Source organism: Minwuia sp. IMCC3060 (genome assembly GCF_029909435.1).
Classification (GTDB): domain Bacteria; phylum Pseudomonadota; class Alphaproteobacteria; order Minwuiales; family Minwuiaceae; genus Minwuia.
Window position 1 is genome coordinate 2,510,264 of the sequence record NZ_CP123782.1, and the last position, 24,180, is coordinate 2,534,443.

General features: G+C 63.5%; 21 protein-coding genes and 1 tRNA gene. 12 read left to right on the top strand and 10 right to left on the bottom strand.

What is annotated here, in order from left to right; all coding sequences use genetic code 11:
* Positions 1–38 precede the first annotated feature (38 nt).
* Positions 39–1,682 carry a 3-(methylthio)propionyl-CoA ligase gene (locus QGV54_RS11795; RefSeq protein ID WP_281016637.1) on the top strand — a complete coding sequence of 548 codons (1,644 nt, stop codon included), beginning with the start codon at positions 39–41 and terminating at the stop codon, positions 1,680–1,682.
* 5 nt (positions 1,683–1,687) lie between these two features.
* Entirely contained in the window at positions 1,688–3,583 is a 1,896-nt protein-coding gene (locus QGV54_RS11800) for a propionyl-CoA synthetase (protein ID WP_281016636.1), read from the top strand.
* A 148-nt stretch (positions 3,584–3,731) separates the two neighbouring features.
* Here the strand turns inward: QGV54_RS11800 and QGV54_RS11805 are convergent, their stop codons facing one another.
* Together QGV54_RS11805 and QGV54_RS11810 are read right to left on the bottom strand one after the other, a co-directional pair.
* Positions 3,732–5,663 (bottom strand): alkyl sulfatase dimerization domain-containing protein, encoded by a 1,932-nt coding sequence (locus tag QGV54_RS11805; RefSeq protein ID WP_281016635.1) that lies wholly within the window; start codon positions 5,661–5,663, stop codon positions 3,732–3,734.
* A 77-nt stretch (positions 5,664–5,740) separates the two neighbouring features.
* Entirely contained in the window at positions 5,741–6,196 is a 456-nt protein-coding gene (locus QGV54_RS11810; protein WP_281016634.1) for a TIGR03668 family PPOX class F420-dependent oxidoreductase, read from the bottom strand.
* A 70-nt stretch (positions 6,197–6,266) separates the two neighbouring features.
* On the opposite strand from QGV54_RS11810, the gene QGV54_RS11815 reads away from it, so the two are divergent.
* Genes QGV54_RS11815 through QGV54_RS11825 form a run of 3 tightly spaced genes read left to right on the top strand, consistent with a single transcriptional unit; the run spans position 6,267 to position 8,147 of the window.
* Entirely contained in the window at positions 6,267–7,223 is a 957-nt protein-coding gene (locus tag QGV54_RS11815; protein ID WP_281016633.1) for an LLM class F420-dependent oxidoreductase, read from the top strand.
* A gap of 16 nt (positions 7,224–7,239) precedes the next feature.
* A complete protein-coding gene (locus tag QGV54_RS11820) occupies positions 7,240–7,692 on the top strand; it encodes a PaaI family thioesterase (protein WP_348637610.1) in 453 nt (150 codons plus the stop codon).
* Positions 7,689–8,147 carry a PaaI family thioesterase gene (locus QGV54_RS11825; RefSeq protein ID WP_281016632.1) on the top strand — a complete coding sequence of 153 codons (459 nt, stop codon included), beginning with the start codon at positions 7,689–7,691 and terminating at the stop codon, positions 8,145–8,147. Before QGV54_RS11820 ends, QGV54_RS11825 begins: the two co-directional genes overlap by 4 nt.
* 70 nt (positions 8,148–8,217) lie before the next feature.
* Here QGV54_RS11825 and QGV54_RS11830 read toward each other — a convergent pair whose 3' ends face one another.
* Positions 8,218–8,724 carry a CinA family protein gene (locus QGV54_RS11830; protein WP_281023663.1) on the bottom strand — a complete coding sequence of 169 codons (507 nt, stop codon included), beginning with the start codon at positions 8,722–8,724 and terminating at the stop codon, positions 8,218–8,220.
* 103 nt (positions 8,725–8,827) lie between these two features.
* Between QGV54_RS11830 and QGV54_RS11835 the strand changes: the two genes are divergently transcribed.
* Positions 8,828–9,865 carry a helix-turn-helix domain-containing protein gene (locus QGV54_RS11835; RefSeq protein WP_281016630.1) on the top strand — a complete coding sequence of 346 codons (1,038 nt, stop codon included), beginning with the start codon at positions 8,828–8,830 and terminating at the stop codon, positions 9,863–9,865.
* 116 nt (positions 9,866–9,981) lie between these two features.
* Complete coding sequence (locus tag QGV54_RS11840; RefSeq protein WP_281016629.1) at positions 9,982–11,247, top strand: sterol desaturase family protein; 1,266 nt, start codon at positions 9,982–9,984, stop codon at positions 11,245–11,247.
* On the opposite strand, the gene secB is transcribed toward QGV54_RS11840, so the two are convergent.
* Positions 11,248–11,706, bottom strand: coding sequence for a protein-export chaperone SecB (gene secB / locus QGV54_RS11845; RefSeq protein ID WP_281016628.1), 459 nt, complete (start codon positions 11,704–11,706; stop codon positions 11,248–11,250). It lies immediately after the preceding gene.
* 178 nt (positions 11,707–11,884) lie between these two features.
* Here secB and QGV54_RS11850 point away from each other — a divergent pair, with 178 nt between their 5' ends.
* The 4 genes from QGV54_RS11850 (at position 11,885) to QGV54_RS11865 (ending at position 16,709) form a co-directional block, all read left to right on the top strand.
* The gene (locus QGV54_RS11850; RefSeq protein ID WP_281019913.1) at positions 11,885–14,017 is read left to right on the top strand and encodes a heparinase II/III family protein; all 2,133 of its coding nucleotides are present in this window, start codon (positions 11,885–11,887) and stop codon (positions 14,015–14,017) included.
* 56 nt (positions 14,018–14,073) lie between these two features.
* Positions 14,074–15,212 (top strand): IS3 family transposase gene (locus QGV54_RS11855; RefSeq protein WP_281015974.1). Its coding sequence is split into 2 segments (ribosomal slippage): positions 14,074–14,338 and positions 14,338–15,212, totalling 1,140 coding nucleotides; the frame shifts between segments, so codons are not numbered across the junction.
* A gap of 226 nt (positions 15,213–15,438) precedes the next feature.
* Positions 15,439–15,735 carry a hypothetical protein gene (locus QGV54_RS11860; RefSeq protein WP_281019914.1) on the top strand — a complete coding sequence of 99 codons (297 nt, stop codon included), beginning with the start codon at positions 15,439–15,441 and terminating at the stop codon, positions 15,733–15,735.
* The gene (locus tag QGV54_RS11865) at positions 15,732–16,709 is read left to right on the top strand and encodes a TAXI family TRAP transporter solute-binding subunit (protein ID WP_281016626.1); all 978 of its coding nucleotides are present in this window, start codon (positions 15,732–15,734) and stop codon (positions 16,707–16,709) included. The genes QGV54_RS11860 and QGV54_RS11865 overlap by 4 nt, the downstream gene beginning before the upstream one ends.
* A gap of 28 nt (positions 16,710–16,737) precedes the next feature.
* On the opposite strand, the gene QGV54_RS11870 is transcribed toward QGV54_RS11865, so the two are convergent.
* Complete coding sequence (locus QGV54_RS11870; RefSeq protein WP_281016625.1) at positions 16,738–17,589, bottom strand: MBL fold metallo-hydrolase; 852 nt, start codon at positions 17,587–17,589, stop codon at positions 16,738–16,740.
* A 90-nt stretch (positions 17,590–17,679) separates the two neighbouring features.
* Between QGV54_RS11870 and QGV54_RS11875 the strand changes: the two genes are divergently transcribed.
* Positions 17,680–17,755, top strand: a tRNA-Thr gene (locus QGV54_RS11875).
* A 22-nt stretch (positions 17,756–17,777) separates the two neighbouring features.
* Here the strand turns inward: QGV54_RS11875 and QGV54_RS11880 are convergent.
* The 5 genes from QGV54_RS11880 to boxC all read right to left on the bottom strand — a co-directional run bounded on the left by QGV54_RS11880 (position 17,778) and on the right by boxC (position 24,163).
* Positions 17,778–18,614 carry a bestrophin family ion channel gene (locus QGV54_RS11880; protein ID WP_281016624.1) on the bottom strand — a complete coding sequence of 279 codons (837 nt, stop codon included), beginning with the start codon at positions 18,612–18,614 and terminating at the stop codon, positions 17,778–17,780.
* Between the two features lie 53 nt (positions 18,615–18,667).
* Positions 18,668–19,585: a helix-turn-helix transcriptional regulator gene (locus QGV54_RS11885; protein ID WP_281016623.1), complete on the bottom strand. Its 918-nt coding sequence runs from the start codon at positions 19,583–19,585 to the stop codon at positions 18,668–18,670.
* A gap of 117 nt (positions 19,586–19,702) precedes the next feature.
* Positions 19,703–20,890 carry a benzoyl-CoA 2,3-epoxidase subunit BoxA gene (gene boxA / locus QGV54_RS11890; protein ID WP_281016622.1) on the bottom strand — a complete coding sequence of 396 codons (1,188 nt, stop codon included), beginning with the start codon at positions 20,888–20,890 and terminating at the stop codon, positions 19,703–19,705.
* 93 nt (positions 20,891–20,983) lie between these two features.
* Positions 20,984–22,435, bottom strand: a complete 1,452-nt coding sequence (gene boxB / locus QGV54_RS11895) for a benzoyl-CoA 2,3-epoxidase subunit BoxB (RefSeq protein WP_281016621.1) — start codon at positions 22,433–22,435, stop codon at positions 20,984–20,986.
* 66 nt (positions 22,436–22,501) lie between these two features.
* Positions 22,502–24,163 (bottom strand): 2,3-epoxybenzoyl-CoA dihydrolase, encoded by a 1,662-nt coding sequence (gene boxC, locus QGV54_RS11900; protein WP_281016620.1) that lies wholly within the window; start codon positions 24,161–24,163, stop codon positions 22,502–22,504.
* Positions 24,164–24,180 lie beyond the last annotated feature (17 nt).

Here is a 24,180-nt window from a genome sequence, read left to right on the forward strand (position 1 = left end):
ATGGCGGCCTGTCTGGTGTCTCATGGGAGGATGAAACGATGCTCGGGCTGATGCAGGAAAAGCAGCTTCTGATCCACACACTGATCGACTATGCCGCCACCTATCACGGGCGGACGGAGATCGTGACCCGCACCGTCGAAGGCCCCATCCACCGCTATACCTACGCGGATGCCCACAAGCGCTCCAAGCAGCTGGCCAACGCCCTTACCCGCCTGGGCGTGAAGCTGGGGGACCGGATCGGCACCCTGGCCTGGAACACCCATCGCCACTTCGAGTGCTACTATGGTGTCTCCGGCCTCGGCGCGGTGCTGCACACGATCAACCCGCGCCTGTTCCCCGAGCAGGTCGTCTACATCGCGAACCATGCCGAAGATCAGTTCATCTTCGTCGATCTGACCTTCGTGCCGCTGCTGGAGAAGGTGCAGTCGGAACTGACGAGTGTGAAGGGTTTCGTCATCATGACGGACAGCGATCACATGCCCCAGACCACGCTGGAGAACGTCTACTGCTACGAGGATCTGCTGGCCGCGGAGACCACCGAGTTCGAATGGCCGGAGTTCGACGAGAAGACGGCTTCCAGCCTCTGCTACACCTCCGGCACCACCGGCAACCCGAAAGGCGTGCTGTACCAGCACCGCTCCACCGTGCTGCACAGCTTCGCCGCCTGCATGGGCGACTGCCTCGGCCTGTCGTCGCGTGACACCGTCCTGCCGGTCGTGCCGATGTTCCATGCCAACGCCTGGGGCCTGGCCTACGCTGCGCCGATGTGCGGTGCCAAGCTGGTGCTGCCCGGCAAGGACCTGGACGGCAAGTCGGTCTATGACCTGATGGCTGACGAGAAGGTCACCATGTCGGCGGGCGTGCCGACGGTCTGGCTGATGCTGCTGAATTACATGGAGGAGCATGGCCTGGGCCTGCCCGAGATGAACCGCACGGTCATCGGCGGCTCTGCCGCGCCGGCGTCCATGATCCGTACCTTCGAGACCAAGTACGACGTCACCGTGATCCATGCCTGGGGCATGACGGAGATGAGCCCGCTGGGCACCACCGGCGTCATGACCAGGGCCATCGAGCAGTTGCCGTTCGAGGAGCAGCTGCCCTTCAAGGCCAAGCAGGGTCGCGTGATCTATGGCGTGGAACTGAAGATCACCGACGACGAAGCCAATGAACTGCCGCGCGACGGTGTCGCCTTCGGCAACCTGCTGACCCGCGGCTACTGGATCACCAGCGGCTACTTCAAGGGCGAGGGCGGCAACGTGCTGGACAACGGCAACTGGTTCGATACCGGCGACGTCGCGACCCTGGACGAAGACGGCTTCATGACCATCACCGACCGCGCCAAGGACGTCATCAAGTCCGGCGGTGAATGGATCAGCTCCATCGATCTGGAGAATGCCGCCATGGGCCACCCGGACGTGGCCGAAGCCGCCGTCATCGGCGTCTATCATCCGAAATGGGATGAACGCCCCCTGCTCTGCATCGTGAAGAAGGCGGGCAGGGATGTCTCCAAGGACGACGTGATGGCGTTCCTGGACGGCAAGATCGCGAAATGGTGGATGCCGGACGACGTGCAGTTCGTGGACGAGATCCCGCATACCGCCACGGGCAAGATCCAGAAGACGACCCTGAGGGAGCAGTTCAAGGACTACACCCTGCCCACGGCACAGACGGCGGCGGAGTAAGGGTCATGGGTGCATATGATGACGTCTACAACGGCTGGAAGGCCGATCCGGAAGGCTTCTGGGCGGAGGCCGCGAAGGGCATCGACTGGTTCAGGCCCTTCGACACCGTCCTGGACGACAGCAATGCGCCCTTCACCCGCTGGTTCGCCGGCGGCGAACTGAACACCTGCCACAATTGCCTGGACCGGCATGTGGCAGGCGGGCGGGCCGATCAGGTGGCGCTGATCCATGACAGCCCGATCACCGGGACGGTGCAGAAGTTCACCTACAAGGAACTGCTGAACCGTGTCGCGCATTTTGCCGGTGCCTTGCAGGCGCGTGGTGTGGAGAAGGGTGATCGGGTCATCATCTACATGCCGATGATCCCGGAGGCTGCGGTGGCCATGCTGGCCTGTGCCCGCATCGGTGCCGTGCACTCGGTCGTCTTCGGCGGCTTCGCCCCCAACGAACTGGCCACCCGCATCGACGATTCCACGCCGAAGCTGATCGTGACGGCAAGCTGCGGGCTGGAGCCGGGGCGGGTGATCGAATACATGCCGCTGGTGCATGGCGCGATCGACCTGTCGAAGCACAAGCCGGACGGCTGCATCATCTTCCCGCGCGAGCAGGTCCCGGATTTCGAGGTACGGGAAGGCGACATGCTCTGGGCCGATGCGCTGCAGGGGGTTTCCCCCGCCGACTGCGTGCCCGTGCAGGCAACGGATCCGCTCTACATCCTCTATACCTCCGGCACCACCGGCCAGCCCAAGGGCGTGATCCGCGACAACGGCGGTCATGCCGTGGCGCTGAAGTGGTCGATGAAGAACCTCTATGACGCCAACCCGGGGGAGACATTCTGGGCCGCATCCGATGTCGGCTGGGTCGTTGGCCATTCCTACATCGTCTATGCGCCGCTGCTGCATGGTGCGACCACGATCCTGTTCGAGGGCAAGCCCGTCGGGACGCCCGATCCGGGCACCTTCTGGCGGGTCATCGCCGACCACGACGTGCGGGTGATGTTCACCGCGCCGACCGCGTTCCGCGCGATCAAGCAGCAGGACCCGGACGGCGAGTTCATCGGCAAGTACGACCTGTCGAAGTTCCGCATCCTGTTCCTGGCCGGAGAGCGCGCCGATTCCGACACCATCCAGTGGGCCGAGAACCAGCTCAAGGTGCCGGTGATCGACCACTGGTGGCAGACGGAAACCGGCTGGCCCATGGCCATCAACCCGATGGGGATCGAGCCGCTGCCGGTGAAGTACGGCAGCCCGACGCGCGCCGTTCCCGGTTACGAGATCCATGCTCTGGATGAGGGCGGGCACCCGGTCCCCGCAGGGCAGATGGGGGCGATCGCGGTGAAACTGCCGCTGCCGCCAAGCTCCCTGCCGACGCTCTGGAACGCCGACGAGCGCTTCAAGTCCGCCTATCTCGCGGCCTATCCCGGTTACTACAACACCGGTGACGCGGGCATGATCGACGCGGATGGCTACATCTACATCATGTCGCGCACCGATGATGTCATCAACGTCGCCGGGCATCGCCTCTCCACCGGCGCGATGGAGGAAGTGCTGTCGCAGCACCCGGACGTGGCAGAGTGCGCTGTCTTTGGTGTCGAGGACCAGTTGAAGGGCCAGTTACCGCTGGGTGTGATCGTGCTGAAGGCCGGTGCCGAGAAGCCTCTGGCGGACATCGAGCGTGATTGCGTCGCCATGGTGCGTCAGCAGATCGGTGCCGTCGCGGCCTTCAAGCTGGTGACCGCCGTGAAACGCCTGCCCAAGACCCGCTCCGGCAAGGTGCTGCGCGCCACGATGCAGAAGATCGCCGACGGCGTCGACTTCAAGACCCCCGCCACCATCGACGACCCCGCCATCATCGACGAGGTCCGGGAATCACTGGCGACACTCGGCTATCCCAAGGGCTGAGATACAGCCGATTCCGGGACGCCTGCTCCCCCCTTCCCCCTCGACGGGGGAAGGCCGGGATGAGGGTGAACCGGCAAGGCCGAATACAACAACAGATGCCGCACCCGTACCTGATACGGGTGCCCACTGATACATTGCGGTCGCGGCTTCAGTCCGGGCCGGGCACACCTGGTCCGGGGGTCAGGATGTCGAACTGCATGCCGAAGGTATCGAGCATGTCGAACAGGTCCTCGATCACCGCGCGGTCGCCATCGATGCCCAGCGCGCCCGAGGTGACGGCATCTGCAACGGAGACCTTGCCGACGATCAGGCCGACCAGCACTTCGCGCGTCGTCGTCACGGTCGCCGCCGGTGCCTTCGCCACCTTGCCCATCAACTGGGTCAGTGTCTCGTTGCTGAGGGTGTGACAGACCTTTTCATCCCGGTCGCTCAGGTTCCAGTTCACCTGCCAGCGCTTGCCGATGGCCTTTGATGAATCCAGCCGCACGGCAATGAAGTCGAACAGGATGTCGGTCGATACCGCCCCCAGCAGGTCGGGGCTGAGGATCGGGCGCGGCGGCAGCTTCATCACTCCGTGGCGCAGTTCCTGCGCGGCATAGAGGTAGGCGTTGCGCCAGGTCGCCGACTCCGCCTGATAGCCGAGCTGTTCGAAGGCATCGGCGGCCAGATGTTTCGCCGCTTCGTTGTCCGGGTCCGCGAACAGCACGTGATAGAGCACCTGCGCCACCCAGCGGTATTCGCCATTGTCGAAATCGGCCTGCGCGCGGGCCAGCACCTCCGGCGCACCGCCCATGTAATCGACGTACTTCACGGCGGCGTGGCGCGGCGGCAGCGGGTTCAGGTTCGCCGGATTGCCGTCATACCAGCTCAGGTAGCGCTGGAAGACCGCCTTGGAATTGTGGCTGACCGATCCGTAGTAGCCCCGCATCCGGAAGTCTGTGGCAAGCGAGGGCGGGATGTCCAGCACCTCCGCGATCTCCGCCGGACGCCAGCCATGGTTCATCAGGCGCACGGTCTGGTCGTGGATGTACTTGTAGAGGTCGCGCTGACGTTCCAGGAACGCCACGATGTTCTCCGATCCCCACGTGGGCCAGTGATGCTGGCAGATCAGCGCCTCCGTCCGGCTGCCGAACTTCTCCACCGCGTCCGCCAGGTAGTACGACCAGATGCGCGGGTCCCTGACTTCGGAACCGCGCAGGGGGCAGAAGTTGTGCAGCAGCGGCGTCGCGTTCTCCGCCATGTTCAGGACCCCCAGTTCGGGGAAGAACATGTGCATCTCCGCCGGGGCCTCGGTGCCCGGGGCCAGATGGAAATCCACCTGCAGGCCATCCACCACGTGGCGCTCCACCGCTTCCCGGATCAGATGCGTGGGCGCCAGCAGGGTGACACGGCCACGGGCCGTGACCTTGCCCAGCCCAGCATCCACCTGCCCTTGCGGTCCGGGCCGCAGCAGCGGACCGAACTGGAACTGCGCCCGCCGGCTCATGGCATTCCCGGCCAGCACGTTCTCCCCGCCAACGGCCTCCATGAAGCCGTCAGGCGCGTAGATGTCGCATTCGCCCGCATCCACCGCCTGCTGCGTGGCGATGCCCTTCACGCCGCCATAGTGATCGACATGGCTGTGGGTATAGAAGACGGCCTTCACCGGCACGCGCGGGCGATGGCGGTAATAGAGTTCCAGACCCGCCTGCGCGACCTCCGCCGTCGTCATGCAGTCGATGATGATCAGCCCGGTCGCGCCTTCGATGATTGTCATGTTGGCCAGGTCCATGCCCCGGACCTGCCAGACACGGTCCACCACCCTGAACAGGCCGTTGGCCATGTTGAGCCGCGCCATGCGCAGCAGGCTGGGATTGACGGTCGGAATATCCTCCGTGCCTTCCAGGAAGTCATAGGCCGGCAGGTTCCAGACCACCGTGCCGCCCTCGGTCTTCACCACCCCTCCGTCCGGCACCGCCTCCACCAGTCCGCGCGCGGCATTGGCGAAATCATCCGACTGGTCGAAGTCCAGTCGCGCGCGCAGCCGCTCGTGCGCGGCGCGTGTTGCCTCAGTTGCAGACTTCTGTTCCGCGTTGCCCATCTCTGTCGCCTCCCCCGGTGCATGTCCGCCACATACTGGAACAATGCGGCACTGCGGGGAAGTGAATGGGGCGGTGTTCAGTCGGCGGGCACACTCATTGACGACTGGACGGACAGGTCGCCCCAGCTCGTGCACAGTTCCACGTCGATGATGATCATGGGCCGCTGCGCCAGCGCCATCCCGCGGTATTGGGGATAGCGGGCGCGCAGGAGTTCGATGGCCATGTGCAGCTCCGCCGCGACCGGTTCCACCCGTGCCCTGCCCCGCAGCATGACCCAGCCGAGATCCGACCAGTCATCTGCGTAGCGGTCGATCATCAGGCAGACCCGCTCATTCTCCATGACGTTGCGCAGGCGCTTGAGATCGCGCGGATCGCCACGCTTCGGCTTCTCGTCGATCGGGATGAAGACAGTGTTGCCCGCAATGGCGAAACAGACCGGGACCACATGCGGAAATCCGGCCCCATCCGCCGTGCCCAGGCGACCGACTGGCCGGTCCTTGATGAATGAGCGTTCCTCGGTTGGGATAATCATGGGTTCTCCCGACGCTGAGCGCGCCTTATTGTTGCCCCTGCTTTGCACAACATACGCGGAAGAGGCGAACATGGATTACGGTTTCGCATGGTTCACGCGCGGGCCGCTGGCAAACAGCGACAGCCTGCGCAAGATCGCGACCACGGGGGAAAGCCTGGGCTTCAGCCACATCGTGGTCCCGGACCATGTCGTCATTCCGGTGGCGATCGACAGCACCTATCCCTACAGCGCGGACGGATCCTTTCCCGGCACCGCCAACGGCGAATGCATGGACACGCTGGTGGCCCTGTCGTTCATCGCCGCAATGACCAGCCGGTTGCGGCTGCTGACCTCCGTCATGGTGGTGCCGCACCGCCCGGCACTGCTGACCGCGAAGATGGTCGCCACCATCGACCAGCTCTCCGGCGGGCGCATGACGCTCGGCTGCGGTGCGGGCTGGATGGAGGAGGAGTTCGAGGCGCTGGAACTGCCCCCCTACGCGGAGCGCGGCGCGGTGACCGATGAATATATCGAGGTGTTTCGCAAGGTCTGGTCCGCCCCGACGGTCAGTCACGCGGGCAAGTACGTGAACTTCCGGAACGTTTCCGTGCTGCCCAATCCGGTGCAGAAACCCGGCGTGCCGATCTGGACCGGGGGCGAGAGCGCACCGGCCCTGCGCCGTGCCGTCCGGGTCGGCGACGGCTGGTACCCCATCGGCAACAACCCCCGCTTCCCCATGGACACCCATGCCCGCATCGCGGGACGCCTTGATCGGCTGAAGGGGATCGCGGATGAGGAAGGGCGTGACCTTGCCACGCTGGACCTCGCCTACTGGAGCCACTGGTACAATCTGGGCGAGGAGGTGCGGAACAAGGAAGGCGACCGCATGATCCTGACGGGTTCGGCGGATGCCATTGCCAATGACATCGGCGAGATGAAACAACAGGGGTTCGGCGACCTGATGCTGAACTTCACGGCCGGCAGCGCCGGAGAAACCACGGACCGGATGGCGGCCTTCATGGCCGACGTCGCCCCCCGGGTCGCCTGACGGAGCTATCTCAGAAATGACTGAAGACGTACCTGCGGGTTTCCGCCCCGCCCGACTGCCTGCGCCCTTTATCGAAGGCAACGGCCCGATGTTCTGGCGTGACGAGGACGGCTATCTGATCCTCGGCATCCGGGTCGAGCCGCGCCACACCAATGCGGGTGGTACATTGCATGGCGGCATGCTGATGACCCTGGTGGACATGCAGCTCAATTCGTCGCTGAACTACCAGCTCGATACCGGTCTGTTCATTCCGACCGTTTCCATCAACGTCGACTTCCTGGCACCCGCTGTCGCCGGCGACTGGGTTCAGGGCCGGACCGAGGTGCTGAAGCGGGGCGGCAGCACGGTCTTCACCGACTGCCGGATCATCAAGCAGGACGGCACGCTGATCGCGCGCGCCGCAGGAATCTTCAAACTGCCGCGCAATGGCGATCCCAACGCGCTGGACCCGAAGGAGCTGTTTCAGTGACACCAGAGCAAGAACATGACGCACCGGAGGGGTTCAAGGTCTTCGGCGTACAGGACGGCCTGTTCGGACTGGTCGGCCCGATCTTCGGCCGCATCGTGGATGGGGAGGCACACCTGGGTTTCCGGGTGGCGGAGAAGCATCTGAATCCGACCCGCACCTGTCACGGGGGCATGCTGGCGACCCTGGTCGATGTGCAGATCGGGTTCGGTTCCGCCGTTGCGCTGAAACAGCAGAAGTTCTTCCCCACCATCAACCTGAACTGCGACTTCCTGGCCCCTGTCCTGACCGGGCAGTGGGTGGAGGGCCGGACGGAGGTCGTCCGCGCCACCCCGCGCATGGTGTTCTGCAACGCCATGCTGCTGGTGGAGGATCAGCCGGTGCTGCGCGCCAATGGCATCATGAAGATCCCGAGCGACCGCGACACCCGGTTCGGGATGCTCCGGCCACAGACCTGATCCGGTTCCGACGCCACCGGGCGGGGCAGAGGGATGGAACAGGCCGAAGCCTTGCTCCCGGCCCTGCTCCTCAATCCGCCTTTGGCGGCGCGGCAGCCAGTTCCTCGCGGAACAGGGTCAGCGCGGCGATGGCAAAGCGGATCATGTTCGCCGCCCGGTCACTGTCACCCGTCTCCAGCGTGCGTCTGACGGTTTGCGCACCGGCAACGGCGCAGCAGCTGTGCCCGGCAGCGTCACCATATCCGTTGCCGGTCGGACCCGCCGCACCGGTTTCCGCCAGCCCCCAGTCGCCGCGCATGTTGGTCTTCACCGCTTCCGCGAGGCAGGCCGCGAAGGGTTCGGAACTTGACCGCACACCGGTCTGCATCAACGCCCGAATATCCAGCCCCGTCAGTTCCCTGATCGAGGTCCGGTTGTAGATCACCGCGCCGCCCCGGAAGTAACCCGACGCCCCCGGCACGGCCAGCAATGCGGCGGAAATCAGCCCGCCAGCCGACGATTCCGCAACGGCCACACGCTCTCCCCGCGCCTTCAGCATCTCGCCGACTTCGGCGCCGAGCCTGAGCAATTCATCCATCGAAGCATCTGACATCCCGTCCCCCCCCACGTCACAAACCGATTGAAACGACAGTCTCCCCGCGCCAAAGCTGAACCGTCAAGCAAAGCCTCAGGACCGAACCGTGACCGAAAGTGCCGATACAGTACTGCGCCTGCTGGCGATGGGGGCTTTCGCCCTGATTGCTGCAACACTGGTCGTTCGGCAACCGCGTCAGTCGCTCACCTGGCTGCTCGTCATCCTGATCGCCTGCACTACCGCCTACCTGCTCCTGAGCGGCGGCGATCCGCTCGCACCCGACAAGGGCCTGTTCCGGCTGCTGCTGCTCGGCCTTGCCCCGACCATTCCCTTTGCGGTCTGGGCGGTGGTCATGACAGCCTTTGATGACGCGTTTCGCCATGTGCGCGTCTGCATTGCCGCTCTGGCATTGCTGGCGGCCATGCAGGCCCTTGCCTTCGCCACCCTGCCGGAGGACTTGCGACCCGCACTGGTGACCCTGCAACGCATCGTCGGGCTGCTGATGCTGTCGCATGCGGTGTTCAGAACCCTCGCGGGCCGCCGTGATGACCTGATGGAGCGGCGCCGGAGGTGGCGGCTGATTGCCGTGGCGATGATGGTGCTGCAGGTAACATCGGTTCTGCTGGTCGAACTGGTCGTCACGGAGCCGGAGATGCTGGCCCTGCTGACGCCGGTCAATGCGGGTGCCATCCTCGCTCTGACCTTGCTGTTCGGCGTGTCCTTCCTGACCATCGATCCGGTGGAGTCCCCACAACAGGTCCCGCGGGTCACACCGGGCCAAAAGCCCGGCCCACCTGACGACAGGGTTGCCGGTCCGCTCCGCGCCTTCATCGATTCCGGCGGTCTGTGGCAGTCGGGGCTGACCGTTGCGGGTCTCGCGGCAAAGGCGGGTGTCACCGAGCATCGGCTGCGTTCCCACATCAATCGGGATCTGGGATACCGGAACTTCAACACATTCCTGAATGTGCATCGGGTGGCCGAGGCGCAGAAGAGGTTGGCTGATCCCGAGTTGGCCCGGACACCCGTGCTGACCATCGCGATGGATCTGGGATACGGATCACTTGGCCCCTTCAACCGGGCGTTCCGGGAGATTACCGGCACAACACCCACCGCGTACCGCCGGGAAAACATCGCCGATTCCTGAAAAAGCTCTCCGATTCCTTGATTCATCAGGCCGATCTCGGGATCGACAGGCCATCAGGCCGCGCCCACCGCACAGTGGCTTCATCGTCAAACAGTCAACGATGGAGCCAGAAGAAAATGTCCGGTACCGAAGCCCTCAGTCACTTTCCCGAAGTATGGCCGCTGATCTTCGCCTCCGACGCCGCGCGCTACTTCCTGTTCGCCGGTGCCGCCTTCGTGCTGCTGCGCCTGTTGCGCAGTCGGCTGGAACGTTATCGCATTCAGCGCCGACGTGCCTCGAACCGGGACATGCTGCGGGAAGTGGGATGGTCGGTCCTTACCGCGCTGATCTTCTCCCTGAACGGCTTCCTGCTGGTCTGGTGCCTGATGCAGATGGACCTGATCCGGATCAGCGAGAGTTCGGGTGCTGCGGTGGTCGCGCTGCAGGTCCTGATGATTGTCCTGGCCCACGATGCCTGGTTCTACTGGCTGCATCGGGCGATGCACCTGCGCCCACTGTTCCGTCTGGCGCACCTGACCCACCACTGGTCGGTTACCCCGACCTCTTGGGCGGCCTACGCCTTCGCACCGCCGGAGGCTGTGGCGGAGGCCGTGTTCCTGCCCCTGTTCCTGCTGCTGGTCCCTGTCGACAGCGTGACCATCATCATCTTCCTCAGCCACATGATGGCGCGCAACGTGATCGGCCATTGCGGGGTAGAGATCATGCCCCGTGGCTGGGTCGACTGGCCGGTCGCGCGCTGGATCACCACCCCGACGCACCATGACCTGCACCATGCCTGCGGCCGCTGGAACTACGGGCTGTACTTCACCTTCTGGGACCGGCTGATGGGAACGGAACATCCCGACTACGCCGACACATTCCGACGGAACGCCGCGGGAGGGGCAGGGCAGCCGGAAGCAGGGGATGCGATTGCAGGTGACGGGAGGGTCACCAGACGCGGACGCCTCCGTCGGGTGACAGGCGCGCTGGTCCTGATCATCGGCGCAACGCTCAGCGGCGGGGCAGCCCCGATCCCCGAAGACGGTGCGCCCGGACTGTCGGGCATCTGGGCCACGCCGGGCATGGGGGCCCTGGTGCGCATCGCGCCCTGTGATCCGGCCCGGCCAGAGGTCGCGCGGGCCTGCGGCACCGTGATCTGGTCATGGGCGACGGACGGACCGCGCGACGTGCGCATCTTCAGCGACCTTGATGCACGTGGCGACGTGATCAGCGGGGCGATGTTCAATCCGGAGGACGGGGAGACCTATGAGGTGACGATGCGGCTCGCCGCCCCAGACCGGATCGACGTCAGGGGCTGCATCTGGATCATGTGCCAGACGCAGGAATGGCGCAGGATCGACGCCCTGCTGCGGGAGATCGATCGTGCCAGGGCGTCCGACTGATCACTGCGTCGCCTGGGGTGCCGCGGCCTGCTGCTGGCGGTTCTGCTGGTACAGGCGCATGAAGTCGATCGGGTCGAGCAGCAGCGGCATGAAGCCACCGTCGCGCGTGAGGTCACCGATCACCCGACGGGCAAAGGGGAAGATCAGACGCGGACATTCGATCAGGCAGGCAGCTTCGATCTGTTCCTGCGGAATGCCGACCAGCGTGAAGACGCCCGCATAGGTCAGGTCGATGATGAAGATCGTGGTCTCGCCGGAACTGGCCTGGATATCGAACTTGATCACGACCTCGAACGTTGCGCCTTCGAGCTGCGCGGCCTCCACATTCACGTTGATGTTCAGGCCGGTATCCTTCGGCGGCTCCGCCAGTACTGCGGGTGAATTCGGGTTCTCGAAACTCAGGTCCTTGATGTACTGGGCGTTGATGCGGATCTGGGGAGCTGTCTGTTCTTCGGCCATGGTGTCCTGCCTGCACGTCGGGGGATTTGGGTTGCGCGGGCGTACCATGTGATCCCGACCCGGACAAGCATCGTACTGACTTACGCAACGTAAGACACTTTGCCGCCGACGCAACCTCAGGTAATCTAATACCGCGATTGATACAGGTTGCCCGGAGCCATCATGTTGGAGGTACCGCATGTTGCCTGATCGGAACGCCCATAGAATCACCAGATCCGCGTGGTCCGGCATGGCTGCATTGCTGTTGCTCGCATTCGCCAGTGTGTCCCATTCCCAGCAGCGCACGACGGATGATTCACCCCGATCAGCTTCAGATATCACCGACTGGCTGACCCCCGTCGACGACAGGGAAATGCGGCCCTATCCACCTGATGGCGCCAGACCTTCGGAGAACCCGCCTTCATTCCGATGGAGGAAAATGGAATCGGGCGACGTCTATGAAGTCTTCATCAAGCTCGAAGATGGACCACTGGTACGAAGACTGTCTTCAACCAATATCCTCGCACTCGACAGGCCACTCCCCCCAGGCACCCATTCCTGGCGTGTGCGCCGCTGGGGGGCATATGCCGACGCGGACAACTGGTCGAACGAGCGCCGGTTCGAGATCGAGTCGAGGACTCCCGTCAGGCAGGTCATGAGTCCCGCTGGCGCGTTCCGCATTGCCGCAGGTCGGGGACGACCAAGACTGCTGCCGCCAGACCCCCAACGCTCACTCATGATCGCGGATGCCTACATCGGCTGGAAGCGTCCGTACTTCGATGCGGTGCTGGATCAACTGCAAACGGGCAACACCGAGTTTCCGGAAATGGATGGGCCCCTGTCGCGGTCGGGTGCGGCGCAGCTGTCACAGGAGCAGCTGGTTCAACTGCGGCGCAACATCCGCGCCTCGGTCAATCGGGTCATGCGCCAGACGTATCAGGGCCTGCTGGTCTGGGTCGTCACACGGAACCTCAGGGAGGGCGATCAGGGGCTGGCGGAAGCGCGCGCTGCCGCAAACTGGCTGACCAGTCTGGACCCCCTCGGCATCACCTCGGATGAGGTTGCGGACCTGCTGAACCTGCGGATCGCCATCGCCCTCGCGACCACCTATGACGTCATGTACGACGCGCTTGATGTGATTGAACGCACCAGCATGCTCGCCGCGATCGAGAACCGCGTGCAGCAGACCTTTGACAAGTTCGTTGTCGACGAGAGCCGTGCACTCGCTGCCTATCCATACAATTCGCACGGTTTCCGCCATGCCCTTGGCATTCTCGCGATCTCCACGATCATGGCTGGTGAAACACCCCGCGCGCAGAGCTGGTTCAACGCCACCTATCCGGTCTTCTCCGGATTTGGAAACCCCTGGGGGGGCGATGATGGTGGCTACTCAAATGGCATCAATTACGCCACCTGGGACATGCTGAACAACCTGCAGTACTGGGACACCATCCGCAACGTCACGGGTGCTGACTACTTCAGTTCGGGATGGACGCGACAGGCAGGCAACTTCCTGCAGTACATCATCCCGCCCGGTTCCCCCACCAGCGGCTTCGGCGATGGCGCGGAAGACTTCAAGCCGCTGCTCTGGACCGAGACCATCCGGATGCTCTTCGAGCGGACGCGCCTGCCGCAAACCGGGCACCTCTACGCCGCGTGGCGCGATCTGCTTGTCCGGAACGACGCTGAACTGCCGGAGCTGGAGGCGGAGTTCGCGAGCTGGACTTTCCTGCTCGGCGCCGGCGCCCCGCCGGCAGCTATCGACAGGTCCACCGCGACCATTGAGGGACTCCCGGATTTAGCGATCTTTCCGTCCATCGGCTGGGTGGCAATGCACAGTGACCTGGCTGATCCCGACCGGTTCTCGATCTATTTCAAGTCCAGTCCCTACGGTTCCTTCAATCACAGTCACGCTGACCAGAACAGCTTCATCATCAATGGTCGTCAGCAGCCGCTGGCCATCGACTCCGGGTATTACGACACCTTCAGATCCCGTCATCACCTTGCCTGGACAACCCAGACCGTTGCCCACAACGCCATTACCTACGATGGCGGCAAGGGTCAGCCATGGGACGACCTGTCGGCACAGGGAAATCTCGAGCGTTTCGTCAGTTGTCCCGGCTACGATGCCGTGACCGGGAACGCCACACAGGCTTACCGGGGGGAACTGCAGGAGGCCCGGAGAACCCTGCTGTATCTGCGTCCGGGCACATTGCTGGTGCACGACCGCCTGCGTTCCACCGTTCCCCGCCGGTTCGAATGGAATATCCATGCCGACCACAAGATGAAGCCCTGGGAGGGAAGAGGTGGCCCGACAAATCTGGACAGTTGAGTTAGGTGGATTTTCTGCTCCCAATCCGGCAGCGTTGCCGGGACGAAGGAGCGAAGATGACAAGACGACCCAGGCGGAACCACAGCCCTGCCTTCAAAGCGAAAGTCGCATTGGCGGCGCTGAAGGGCGACAGGACGATGAGCGAGCTGGCGACGCAGTTCGACCTGCATCCCAATCAGATCAAGCAGTGGAAGGATCAGCTGCTTGAGGGCGTAACGGGTGTCTTCGATGACACGCCAAAGGCCGCGAAAGAGCCGCAGATCGACGTAAAGTCCCTGCACGCGAAGATTGGCCAGCTGGCGCTGGAAAACGATTTTTTAGAGGGCGCGCTCGACAAGGCCGGTCTGTTGCCGAGCGCAAGGAAATGACGGGCCCGGACCACAGGCTGAGCCTGACACGGCAAGCCCGGCTTCTCGGGATCAGCCGGGGCAGCCTGTATTACGCGCCGCGCCCGACCAGTGCGGCGGACCTCAAGCTTATGCGCAGAATTGACGAGTTGCACATGGACTACCCGTTCGCGGGCAGCCGTATGATGAAAGGGTTGCTGCGGCAGGAAGGCTTCACGGCCGGGCGGCTGCACGTGGCAACCTGCATGAAAACGATGGGCATTGAGGCGCTCTATCGCAGACCGAACACCAGCAAGCCTGCGCCCGGTCACAGGATCTATCCCTACCTGCTGCGCAAGCTGGCCGTGACGCAGCCCAATCAGGTCTGGGCCATGGATATTACCTACATTCCCATGGCCCGAGGGTTCGTCTATCTGGTCGCCGTTCTGGACTGGTTCAGCCGCAAGGTTCTGGCCTGGCGGCTGTCGGTGACGCTGGAAACAGCGCCGTGTCTGGAGGCCTTGAATGATGCCCTGCGCAGATATGGCAAGCCGGAGATCATGAACTCGGACCAAGGATCACAGTTCACGTCCATTGACTTCATCAAGGCGCTGAAGGACGCCGACATCCAGATCAGCATGGATGGCAAGGGCGCTTGGCGCGATAACGTGTTTGTCGAACGGCTCTGGCGCAGCGTCAAATACGAGGAGGTCTATCTGCACGCCTATGAAAGCGTGTCAGCCGCCCGACAGGGCATCGACCGATACCTGGCCTTCTACAACACAAGGAGACCGCATTCATCGCTGGAAGGGCAAACGCCCGATCAGGCATATCACATCAAGTTGCAACCAATCCCGGTGGCGGCATAACCAAGCGGAAAATCCACCTAAGAAACGGCTCGAAACTGTTCAAACGAACCGAACCACCTCTGGAAACGGGATCCGGCTGGAGAAGTCGCGGGCCAGCGTCTGTATCCGGCCCTTGTACGGACCGGAGTCCGCATTCAGTCAGACAGATGCCTTTCCCATCGATCCTAACCGGGAATTGCAGCCCGACTGGCAGAAGCAGTGGCACGGCCAGTTCAGGACAAGGGAAATGCATGACGACATGGAATGGCTCTTTCTCGTGTCATTCGATTGCCGTGCAACAGCGAACTCCGAACCCGAACGTCTGCCCTCCGGCGCGCTGACCCTGATGGTGGGCACCGAGCGCGTGACGATCGGGACAGACGGGGCCAACGTCAGGGGCCAGGCGCCGGAGGCCTGCAGGATTCCGCTGCAGAGCCGACCGTTCGTCGCAGATACGGCCAAGGTTTCCGAAGAACCTGAACAAGACTCAGATGACGACGAACCACCGCAAATACCTCAACTTCGATTGAGATTCAGCCGATGAAGATATTCTGTCTTGTCGCAATCATTCTCATGTACTTCCTTTCGCCTTTCAGAATGGAAGTGCTGGCCAAGGAAACTGACCTGAAGGTGCGCATCGCGACCGGCAGTCTCACCGGAGTGTACTACAGCGCCGGAAACGCCATCTGCAGGGTACTCGAGCGGCGCTACGGCAAGCGCACGGACTGTCAGGTTCTGGAAACGGGTGGAACAGGTTCCAATCTGACGCTGCTGACTGACGGGCAGGTGGATCTTGCCATCGCGCAGGCCGATATCCTGCTCTCTCCCGCCTCGACTTCGGGAAAACAGACCGTCGCCGATGCCAATGGCATCAAGGCATTGGCGACACTCTATCCGGAAGTCTTCCAGATCGTCGTGCGGCGCGGGCTTGGCGTGACACGCGCATTGGATCTCGTGAACCATCGCTCGAACCTTGGCCTGCCAAACACGGGAACCCGACAGACCATCAACGGATTGCTGCGCGCGCTCAACATGTCGATCGACGACTTCAAGCACCCCCTGGCGATCTCGAGTTCGCGTGACCTCGACGCATTCTGCAATGGCGAGATCGACGCATTCGCCTTCATCGCCGGTGTCCCGAACGGAAAGATCGCCCTGGCGCTGGAGCGTTGCGGCGGGGACATCGTCGGCTTCATACGGAAGGCGAATGCGGCCTATGTCCGCGCAACGCCGGGCGTGGATTTCTTTCGCTTCCGACGCAGTTCCTATCCCCAGATGGACAAGACAGTCGACACTTTCGCGATCTCGGCAATGCTGGTCGCACGACAGGACATGGACGCTACCAAGGTGAGGCGCATCCTCGGTGCACTGCTGGACGAGATGCCCTATTTCAGCGGGATGCACCCGGCATGGTCCGACATATCCATCATCAGCATGGCCGGACACCACGAAACCGGCCTGATGCACAAGGCCGCGAGGGCAGAATATCTTGACCGGCGAATCCTGCCTTCACGGTAATGGCACCACGCCGAAGCGCCGGGGACCGTCAGGTCTCCAGGCGGTAGGCGTCCCCGTCGCGTTTCAGGTGCCCGGCGGTGACACCGGCGAAGTGGGTGCCGATGATCAGCACCGGCTGGCCGGCCAGTTCGTCGAACACCCGGTCGCGGGTCGCTTTCGATTCCGTCGGGTCATAGTCGACGGTCGCACACCATTCCGTGTGCGCCATCTGACAGGGATGATGAACGAAGTCGCCGGTGATCATCGCCTTCTCGCCCCTTGACTCGATCATGACGGAGACGTGGCCCGGCGTGTGCCCGTGGGTCGGTTTCAGGTAGACCTCCGGACAGATCTGATGCGTCGTCGTGACGAAATCCACCAGCCCTGCGTCGAACACCGGCTGCACGGAATCGTCGAAGATCACACGGCTCTCCTCGTCCGTGTCCTGATCCCGCCAGTAGTCGAACTCCGGTGTGGCCATCAGATAGCGGGCATTGGCGAACGTCGGCACCCATTTGCCGTCCACCAGCATGGTGTTCCAGCCGACATGATCGACATGCAGGTGCGTGCACATCACGGTGTCGATGCTCTCGACCGGATAGCCTGCGGCGGCCATGTCCGCCAGAAAGGGCTTCTGCAGGTTGGTCCAGTTGGGATTGGCGCGCTGCTTGTCGTTGCCGATGCAGGTATCGACGACGATCCGGCGATCCGGCGTCTCGATCACCAGCGCATGGATCGACATGATCAGCCGTCCCTCCGGCGTCATGAAGTGCGGCTGCAGCCATTCGAGGGGCAGGCAGGCCTCCTTGGTCGCCTGCGGCAGGATGAAACGGGTTCCGCCCGCAACTTCCATCTCCACCACCTTCGTCACCTTCACGTCACCGATTTGCCAGCTCTGCATGTCTCCGCCCTCCCCGACGATGAAAATTCCCGCGCTGCCGCGCGTCGCCCCGTGACATTGGCAGTTTTTTCCGGTAGTCGAAAGCACCAAGCCGACGTGGCTCAATTGGTAGAGCAACCGCCTTGTAAGCGGTAGGTTGGGGGTTCAAGTCCCTCCGTCGGCACCATCCCCCCGAATGTACATTCCGATCAGGCGGCAATCCCGGCCTGCGTCGCTGCTTCTTCAGCTTTCAGACCATCGAACGGCTGCTTGCAGATCGCGACGAAACCGTCGATGTCCAGGGCGTTCATGCCGGGCTCCAGCGGGAATTCCAGCACTTCCGTCACCCGTGCAAGGCCGAAGAAGACATAGGCGGCGACCGCCACGATGACAGGTGCGAACCAGCCTGCGATGTCGATCGTGGCGAAGGGCAGCAGCAGGCAGAACAGGGTGCAGGTCCGCTTGACCAGCAGGGAATAGACAAATGGCAACGGCGTGTTCTGCAACCGCTGCAATCCGGCCTTCGCATGTTCCAGGTGATGCAGCCGGTCCGAGAAGGCGCGCAGGCCAAACTCGGAAAGCTGCTGACGCTCCGCGCATTCGTGCAGGTACGCCGCGCAGCGGCCAAGCGCCGGACGGTGCGGCGACAGGGGTACACGCCCGATCGCCGCGATCTCGTCGATGAACCCGTGAACATGGGTCTGAACCGCCAGACGGTCTGCCGCTGCCGCAAGAAACAGGGTCGTGTCCCGGTCGATGCTGCGCACCTGCCCGATGACGCCGCCCCAGACCTTTCGCGCCTCCCACCAGCGCTCGTAGGCCGCGAAGTTGCGGAAGCCCAGGAACAGCGACAGGGCAACGCCAAAGATCGCGAAGGGGGCAAAGCTGGTCTGCGGCACGACCACCCCCCTGTCGCTTGCCGCGACCAGCGCGGCGGTCAGTGCCGCGAAACCGATGATGTAGGGCAGCACGGCAGGCACCACCGAGCCACGCAGGGCGATCAGCTGATAGAAGAATGATGGGTTGCGGCGCAGTGGCGTGGACAAGACCCCGACCTCCGGAACAGTGCGACAGATGCATGAGAGGGGCGGGCAGGACCTCAGTCGAGGAAGCCACGCTCCGCGATGAGTGCAAGCAGATGCTTCAGCGAGGTCTCGCGCGTCTGGCCGCTGGTGTCCAGCCTGGCCTGCGCCCGGTCATAGAGCGCCTCCCGGCTGGTCAGCAGCGAACGCAGCTGGGTCATGGCCTCCGGATTGCCGGCCATCGGGCGCTCGTCGCCCTGCGCCCTGACCCGCTGCATGTGCTCGTCGGGGGCAGCCTTCAGCCAGATGGTGTGGAAGCGCGTCAGCAGGGTCTGGTAGGTGCGCGGCTCCGCCACGATTCCCCCCGCGACGGCCAGGATCATGCGGTCATGGGTGGCGATGATGCGCCCCAGCGCCTCAGCCTCCAGCGTGCGGTAGCCCTCGGGGCCGTAGAGTCCCATGATCTCGGCGATCTCCATGCCGCCATGGGCCTCGATCTCGCGGTTCAGTTCCACGAACGGCAGGTCCAGCGCCGCGCCCGCCATCCGGCCAAGCGTCGACTTGCCCGCACCGCGCAGGCCGATCAGGCAGATGCGGTTGGCGCGCCGGGAGGCTTCCGGTTCCGGATTGAGCGCCCGCAACACCTCCTCCTGCGTGCTGCGGTCGGCGGAGCGAAACAGGTCCGCGACCCGCAGCGCCTCCGAACTCCAGGGATCATCCTCCCCCACCAGCCATTCGATGCGATGGTCCAGAGCCATGGCAACGCGTTTCAGCAGACCGATGGAGATATTGCCGGCCCCGCTTTCGAGCTGGGCCAGATACCGCGGTGAAACACCGGAAATCTCCGACAGCACGCGGCGGGGAATGCCCTTGCGCTCCCGGGCCTTCCGGACCCGCTCCCCCACCTGCAGCATCAGATCGGCGACCGCGTGATCCGGGGAGGCCGCATCATCGACCGGTGTCACCTCTCCGCTGAAGGTCGCGATTTCCGCCATGCCGACTCACCCTTGCAATATAGTGCAACAAATTAGCCCGGGTTCCGCCGAATGCAATGATGCAGATCAATCGTGGTGGTGAATTCCCGCCTGACCTTCCCGGACGGTCGCCAATCCTCAATAGGTCTCGACGTGGTAGCGGCCCGCTTCCCGCATGGCGTCACGCATCGAAAGCCATTGCTCGCCAATGCTCTCCGCAATGCTGACGAAAGCCTTCTCCACGCCTTCCTCCATGCCGCGCAGCCCGCAGATGTAGATGTGGGTATTCGGATCGACCAGCAGGTCGGCCACCTTCTCCTGTTCCGCCAGCAGCCGGTCCTGCACATATTCCTTCGGCTGTCCTTCCAGACGGCTGTAGACCAGGTGCTGCTCCAGCAGGCTGGCGGGCACCTTCTTCAGCGGCCCGAAATAGGGCAGTGCCTTCGGTGAACGCGCACCGAAGAACATGGTCATGGCTCCGGAGTCGGAGGCCATCGCCCTCTGGCGCCGCATCGTGAAGGCGCGCATGGGGGCGGAACCGGTGCCGGTGCAGATCAGCAGCAGTCGCGCCTTCGGATCATCCGGCATCAGGAAGGTCGCGCCGAACGGGCCGGTGACGCGCACCTCGTCCCCCTGCGCCAAGTCGCAGACATAGTTCGAACAGAGGCCCTGATCCTCCCGCTTCACGGTCAGAGACAGGTTGTTGTAGTTGGCCCGTTCCCCGTCGCGGGGGCTGGAAACGGAATAGAGCCGTGGCAGGTGCGGATTGCCGTTCTCGTCCTCCCCCGGCGGAATGATGCCGATCGACTGCCCCTCCAGCACCGGGAAGGTCTGCCCTGCGAAGTCGAGGATGATGTGGCGGACGTCATGCGACGGATCGTCGGTCAGGCGATAGTTGCCCTGGACCCTTGCCACGGCGGGCTTGCCCAGGTTGTACATGTTGATCGTCGGCTTCTGCGCCGAGGCAGGGGCCTTCGCCTTGCCACCGGCCCCCTTGTGCGCCTCCGCCAGCAGCGCGGCCATGGCGTCGTCCAGAGCCTCGACGCTGGTATTCGCCTCGTCCGCGCCCAGTTCCTCCTGCTCCGGCAGTTCGGTCCATTCATACTGGTCGGAGAGGGAATAGGGCTCCCGCACCACGCGCCATTCATCGATGGAGCCTGTAGGGCAGACCGGGATGCAGTCCATGCAGAAGTTGCAGATCTCGGCGTTCACCACGACATTGTTGTCGTCATGCTCGATGGCCCCGATGGGACAGGTCATCTCGCAGGTATAGCAGCGGATGCAGATTTCCGGGTCGATCAGATGCTGTTTCAGCGGCTTGTTCATCCTGTCACCTCACTTCCCTGATCGACGTCGTTCCGGATCGGATTTCGGCTGCAGCGACACGGGAAGGGGACCATGCCCCCTCCCCGCACTGCATCACGCAGCGTGAAGCTGCACGTACTCGAAGTCACCCGGCTTGCTGTCGATACCGACCTTCGGCGGGGCGATCCAGCTTGCATAGGCACCCGGCTCCGTGACCGGCTTCATCAGCGACTGGATGAATTCCCCGTCCGCCTTCGTCGGCAGCCACTGCCCGACACTGGCATCCCAGGTTTCCTGACTGATCAGGTCACCGGCCGGATTGGCCTTCACGGCGGCGAAGACACCGATCTGGCGATGGAATGCCTCGTCCGGCAGGGTCAGTTCGAAGTTCACACCGGCCTTCTGGATGATCTTGTTCCAGCGGCCGACGCCACCGGCGGCATCACGGATGTAATCGTCCCTCAGGCGCATGTTGATCGCCGTCAGGGCCGGCACTTCCTCCGCCACCACGGCACCTTCGCGCACCGTCCGCACGACGTAGGTTTCGTTCTTCAGCTGGTGATCATCATCGATCCGGGTCTCCATGTAGCGCCCCTTGATGCCTGCGTTGAAGGCATTGGCGGCATTGGTGGAGACTTCCTGACCGAACAGGTCCAGCGACAGCGAATAGTGCAGGTTCAGCTTCTTCTGGATCGTCGGCAGGTCGATCACGCCGAGTTCGCGGATGCGGTTGACGTCCGTCGGATCGGTGATCCCGGCCTTGTTCATCGCATCGACAGTGGCCTGGATTGTCCGTCCGACACCGGTTTCACCCACGAACATGTGGTGCGCTTCCTCGGTCAGCATGAAGCGGCAGGTGCGGCTGAGCGGGTCGAAGCCGGACTGCGCCAGCGACTCGAGCTGCATCTTGCCGTCACGGTCGGTGAAATAGGTGAACATGAAGAACGACAGCCAGTCCGGCGTTTCCTCGTTGAAGGCACCCAGCATGCGCGGCGTCTCGTCCGAACCGGACTGGCGACGCAGCAGGTCATCGGCTTCCTCCCGCCCGTCCTTGCCGAAATACTTGTGCAGCAGATAGACCATCGCCCAGAGGTGACGTCCCTCCTCCACATTGACCTGAAACAGGTTGCGCAGGTCATAGAGGCTGGGTGCCGTGCGGCCCAGGAAGCGCTGCTGTTCCACCGACCCCGGCTCCGTATCGCCCTGGATGACGATCAGCCGCTTCAGCATGTTGCGGTACTCGCCCGGCACTTCCTGCCAGGCCGGCTCCCCCAGGTGCTCGCCGAAGGGGATCCTGCGATCCTCCACCTGCGGTGCCAGCAGCACGCCCCAGCGGTACTCCGGCATCTTCACGTGACCGAACTTGGCCCAGCCCTTCGGGTCCACGGAGACGGCGGTGCGCAGATAGACGGGGCTTTCCTGGAAATTCTGCGGAATCAGATTGTTCCACCAGTTGATGTAGCCCGGGTGCCAGCGTTCCAGCGCCTTCAGCACCTTCCTGTCCGACGACAGGCCGACATTGTTGGGGATCTGCGTGTCGTAGCTGACGTTGATGAGATCGGTCATGTGTCTCTCCTGTTTTCAGTCGGTCGCCGCAGGCTGTCCCGCGATGGCCGTGAAGGGTTCAAGCGCTCAGACACGCTCCATGTTGTACTTGCCGCGAATACCGGTGCCGTAGCTCTGCAGCGCACCTTCCTTGCCGACCGCGTTCGGACGCTGGAAGATCCAGTTCTGCCAGGCCGTCAGCCGACCGAAGATACGGGTCTCCATGGTCTCCGGACCGGCGAAACGCAGGTTGGCCTCCATGCCCGTCATCGCATCGGGGGAGAAGCTGGCGCGTTCTTCCAGGAAGATCCGGACCTCGTCTTCCCAGTCGATGTCATCCAGGATCATGGTCACCAGTCCAAGCTCGGCAGCCTCCTCGGCCTCCAGCGGCGTGCCCTTCTGCGCCTCTGCCGTCGCCACCGATTCCGGCTCACCAAGGAACCGGGTCTGCAGGCGGGTCAGATCATTGCCCATCGGGAACGGCCCGAAGTTGGCATCCGTCAGGGTCACGGTGGCCACGGGGCGGTTATCGCCCTCGAACTCGCCTTCCATCATGTAGGACCGGTCAACCGCGAACAGGATCTCGGCCAGGATACCGGTGAAGCAGGAACCGTTCTCCACCAGCGCCACAAGGGAACGGGAGGTCACGTCGATCCGCTTCAGGATGCGTTTCCAGTAGCGCAGCACCTCATTGGCCAGCCAGTGACCGGCATCATTCATCAGCACGGCCTCGTGCGCCGCCAGCAGCGCCGGATCGCCCTGGGTGCGGAACACCATCAGGCCCAGCTCCATCTCGTTCAGCCGCAGATGCAGGATCGCGTCATCCAGTTCCCGCGCCATGCGCAGCATGTAGGCCTGATCACCCTGGACCTGGAATGCGGCCATGTCGGCGGGGGCCTCCGCCTCGGGGCCATGGATGGTGATCGTTGCCTTGCGGTTTGCCCGATCCACCGCGACCTCGACGGATGAATAGGTCACCGAGCCATCATCGCCGAACGTGCGATCCAGGGGGCCGAGCTTCACACCTTCGGCTACGTCGTCCTTCGGCGAGGCCGCCGCGAATTCCAGCGCGCGCTGCTTCACGGTCTCATCGAACTTCGAGTTCGGAATGACCTCGTCCACCAGACGCCAGTCCTTCGCCTTGCGCCCCTTCACCCCTTCCTCGATGGAGCAGAAGATGTCGGCGAGATCGCGGCGCACCTTGCGCTTGTCGGTCACGCGGGTCAGGCCGCCGGTGCCGGGCAGCACCGCCAGCAGCGGCACCTCCGGCAGCGCCACGGAAGAGGTCGAGTCGTCCGTCAGCATGATGTGGTTACAGGCAATGGCGAGCTCGTAGCCGCCACCGGCGCAGGCACCCTTGACCGCCGCGATGTACTTCTGGCCGCTGTCGGCCTCCGCCGCCTCGTAGGTGTTGCGGGTCTCGTTGGTGAACTTGCAGAAATTGACCTTGTGGCTGTGCGCCGCGCCGCCAAGCATGCGGATGTTGGCACCGGCGCAGAAGACCTTGTCCTTGCCCGACTGCATGACCACGACCTTGACCTCGGGATGTTCGAACCGCATGCGCTGGACAATGTCCGCCAGTTCGATGTCGACACCCAGGTCGTAGGAGTTCAGCTTCAGCTCATAGCCCTCGAACAGCCCGGCTGTCTCGTCCACATCCATGATCAGATTGGCGACGGGGCCATCATATTCCACACGCCAGTGACGGTACTTCGACGGGTCGGTCTGAAAGTCGATGACCTTGGTCATGACGAAGTCTCCTCTCG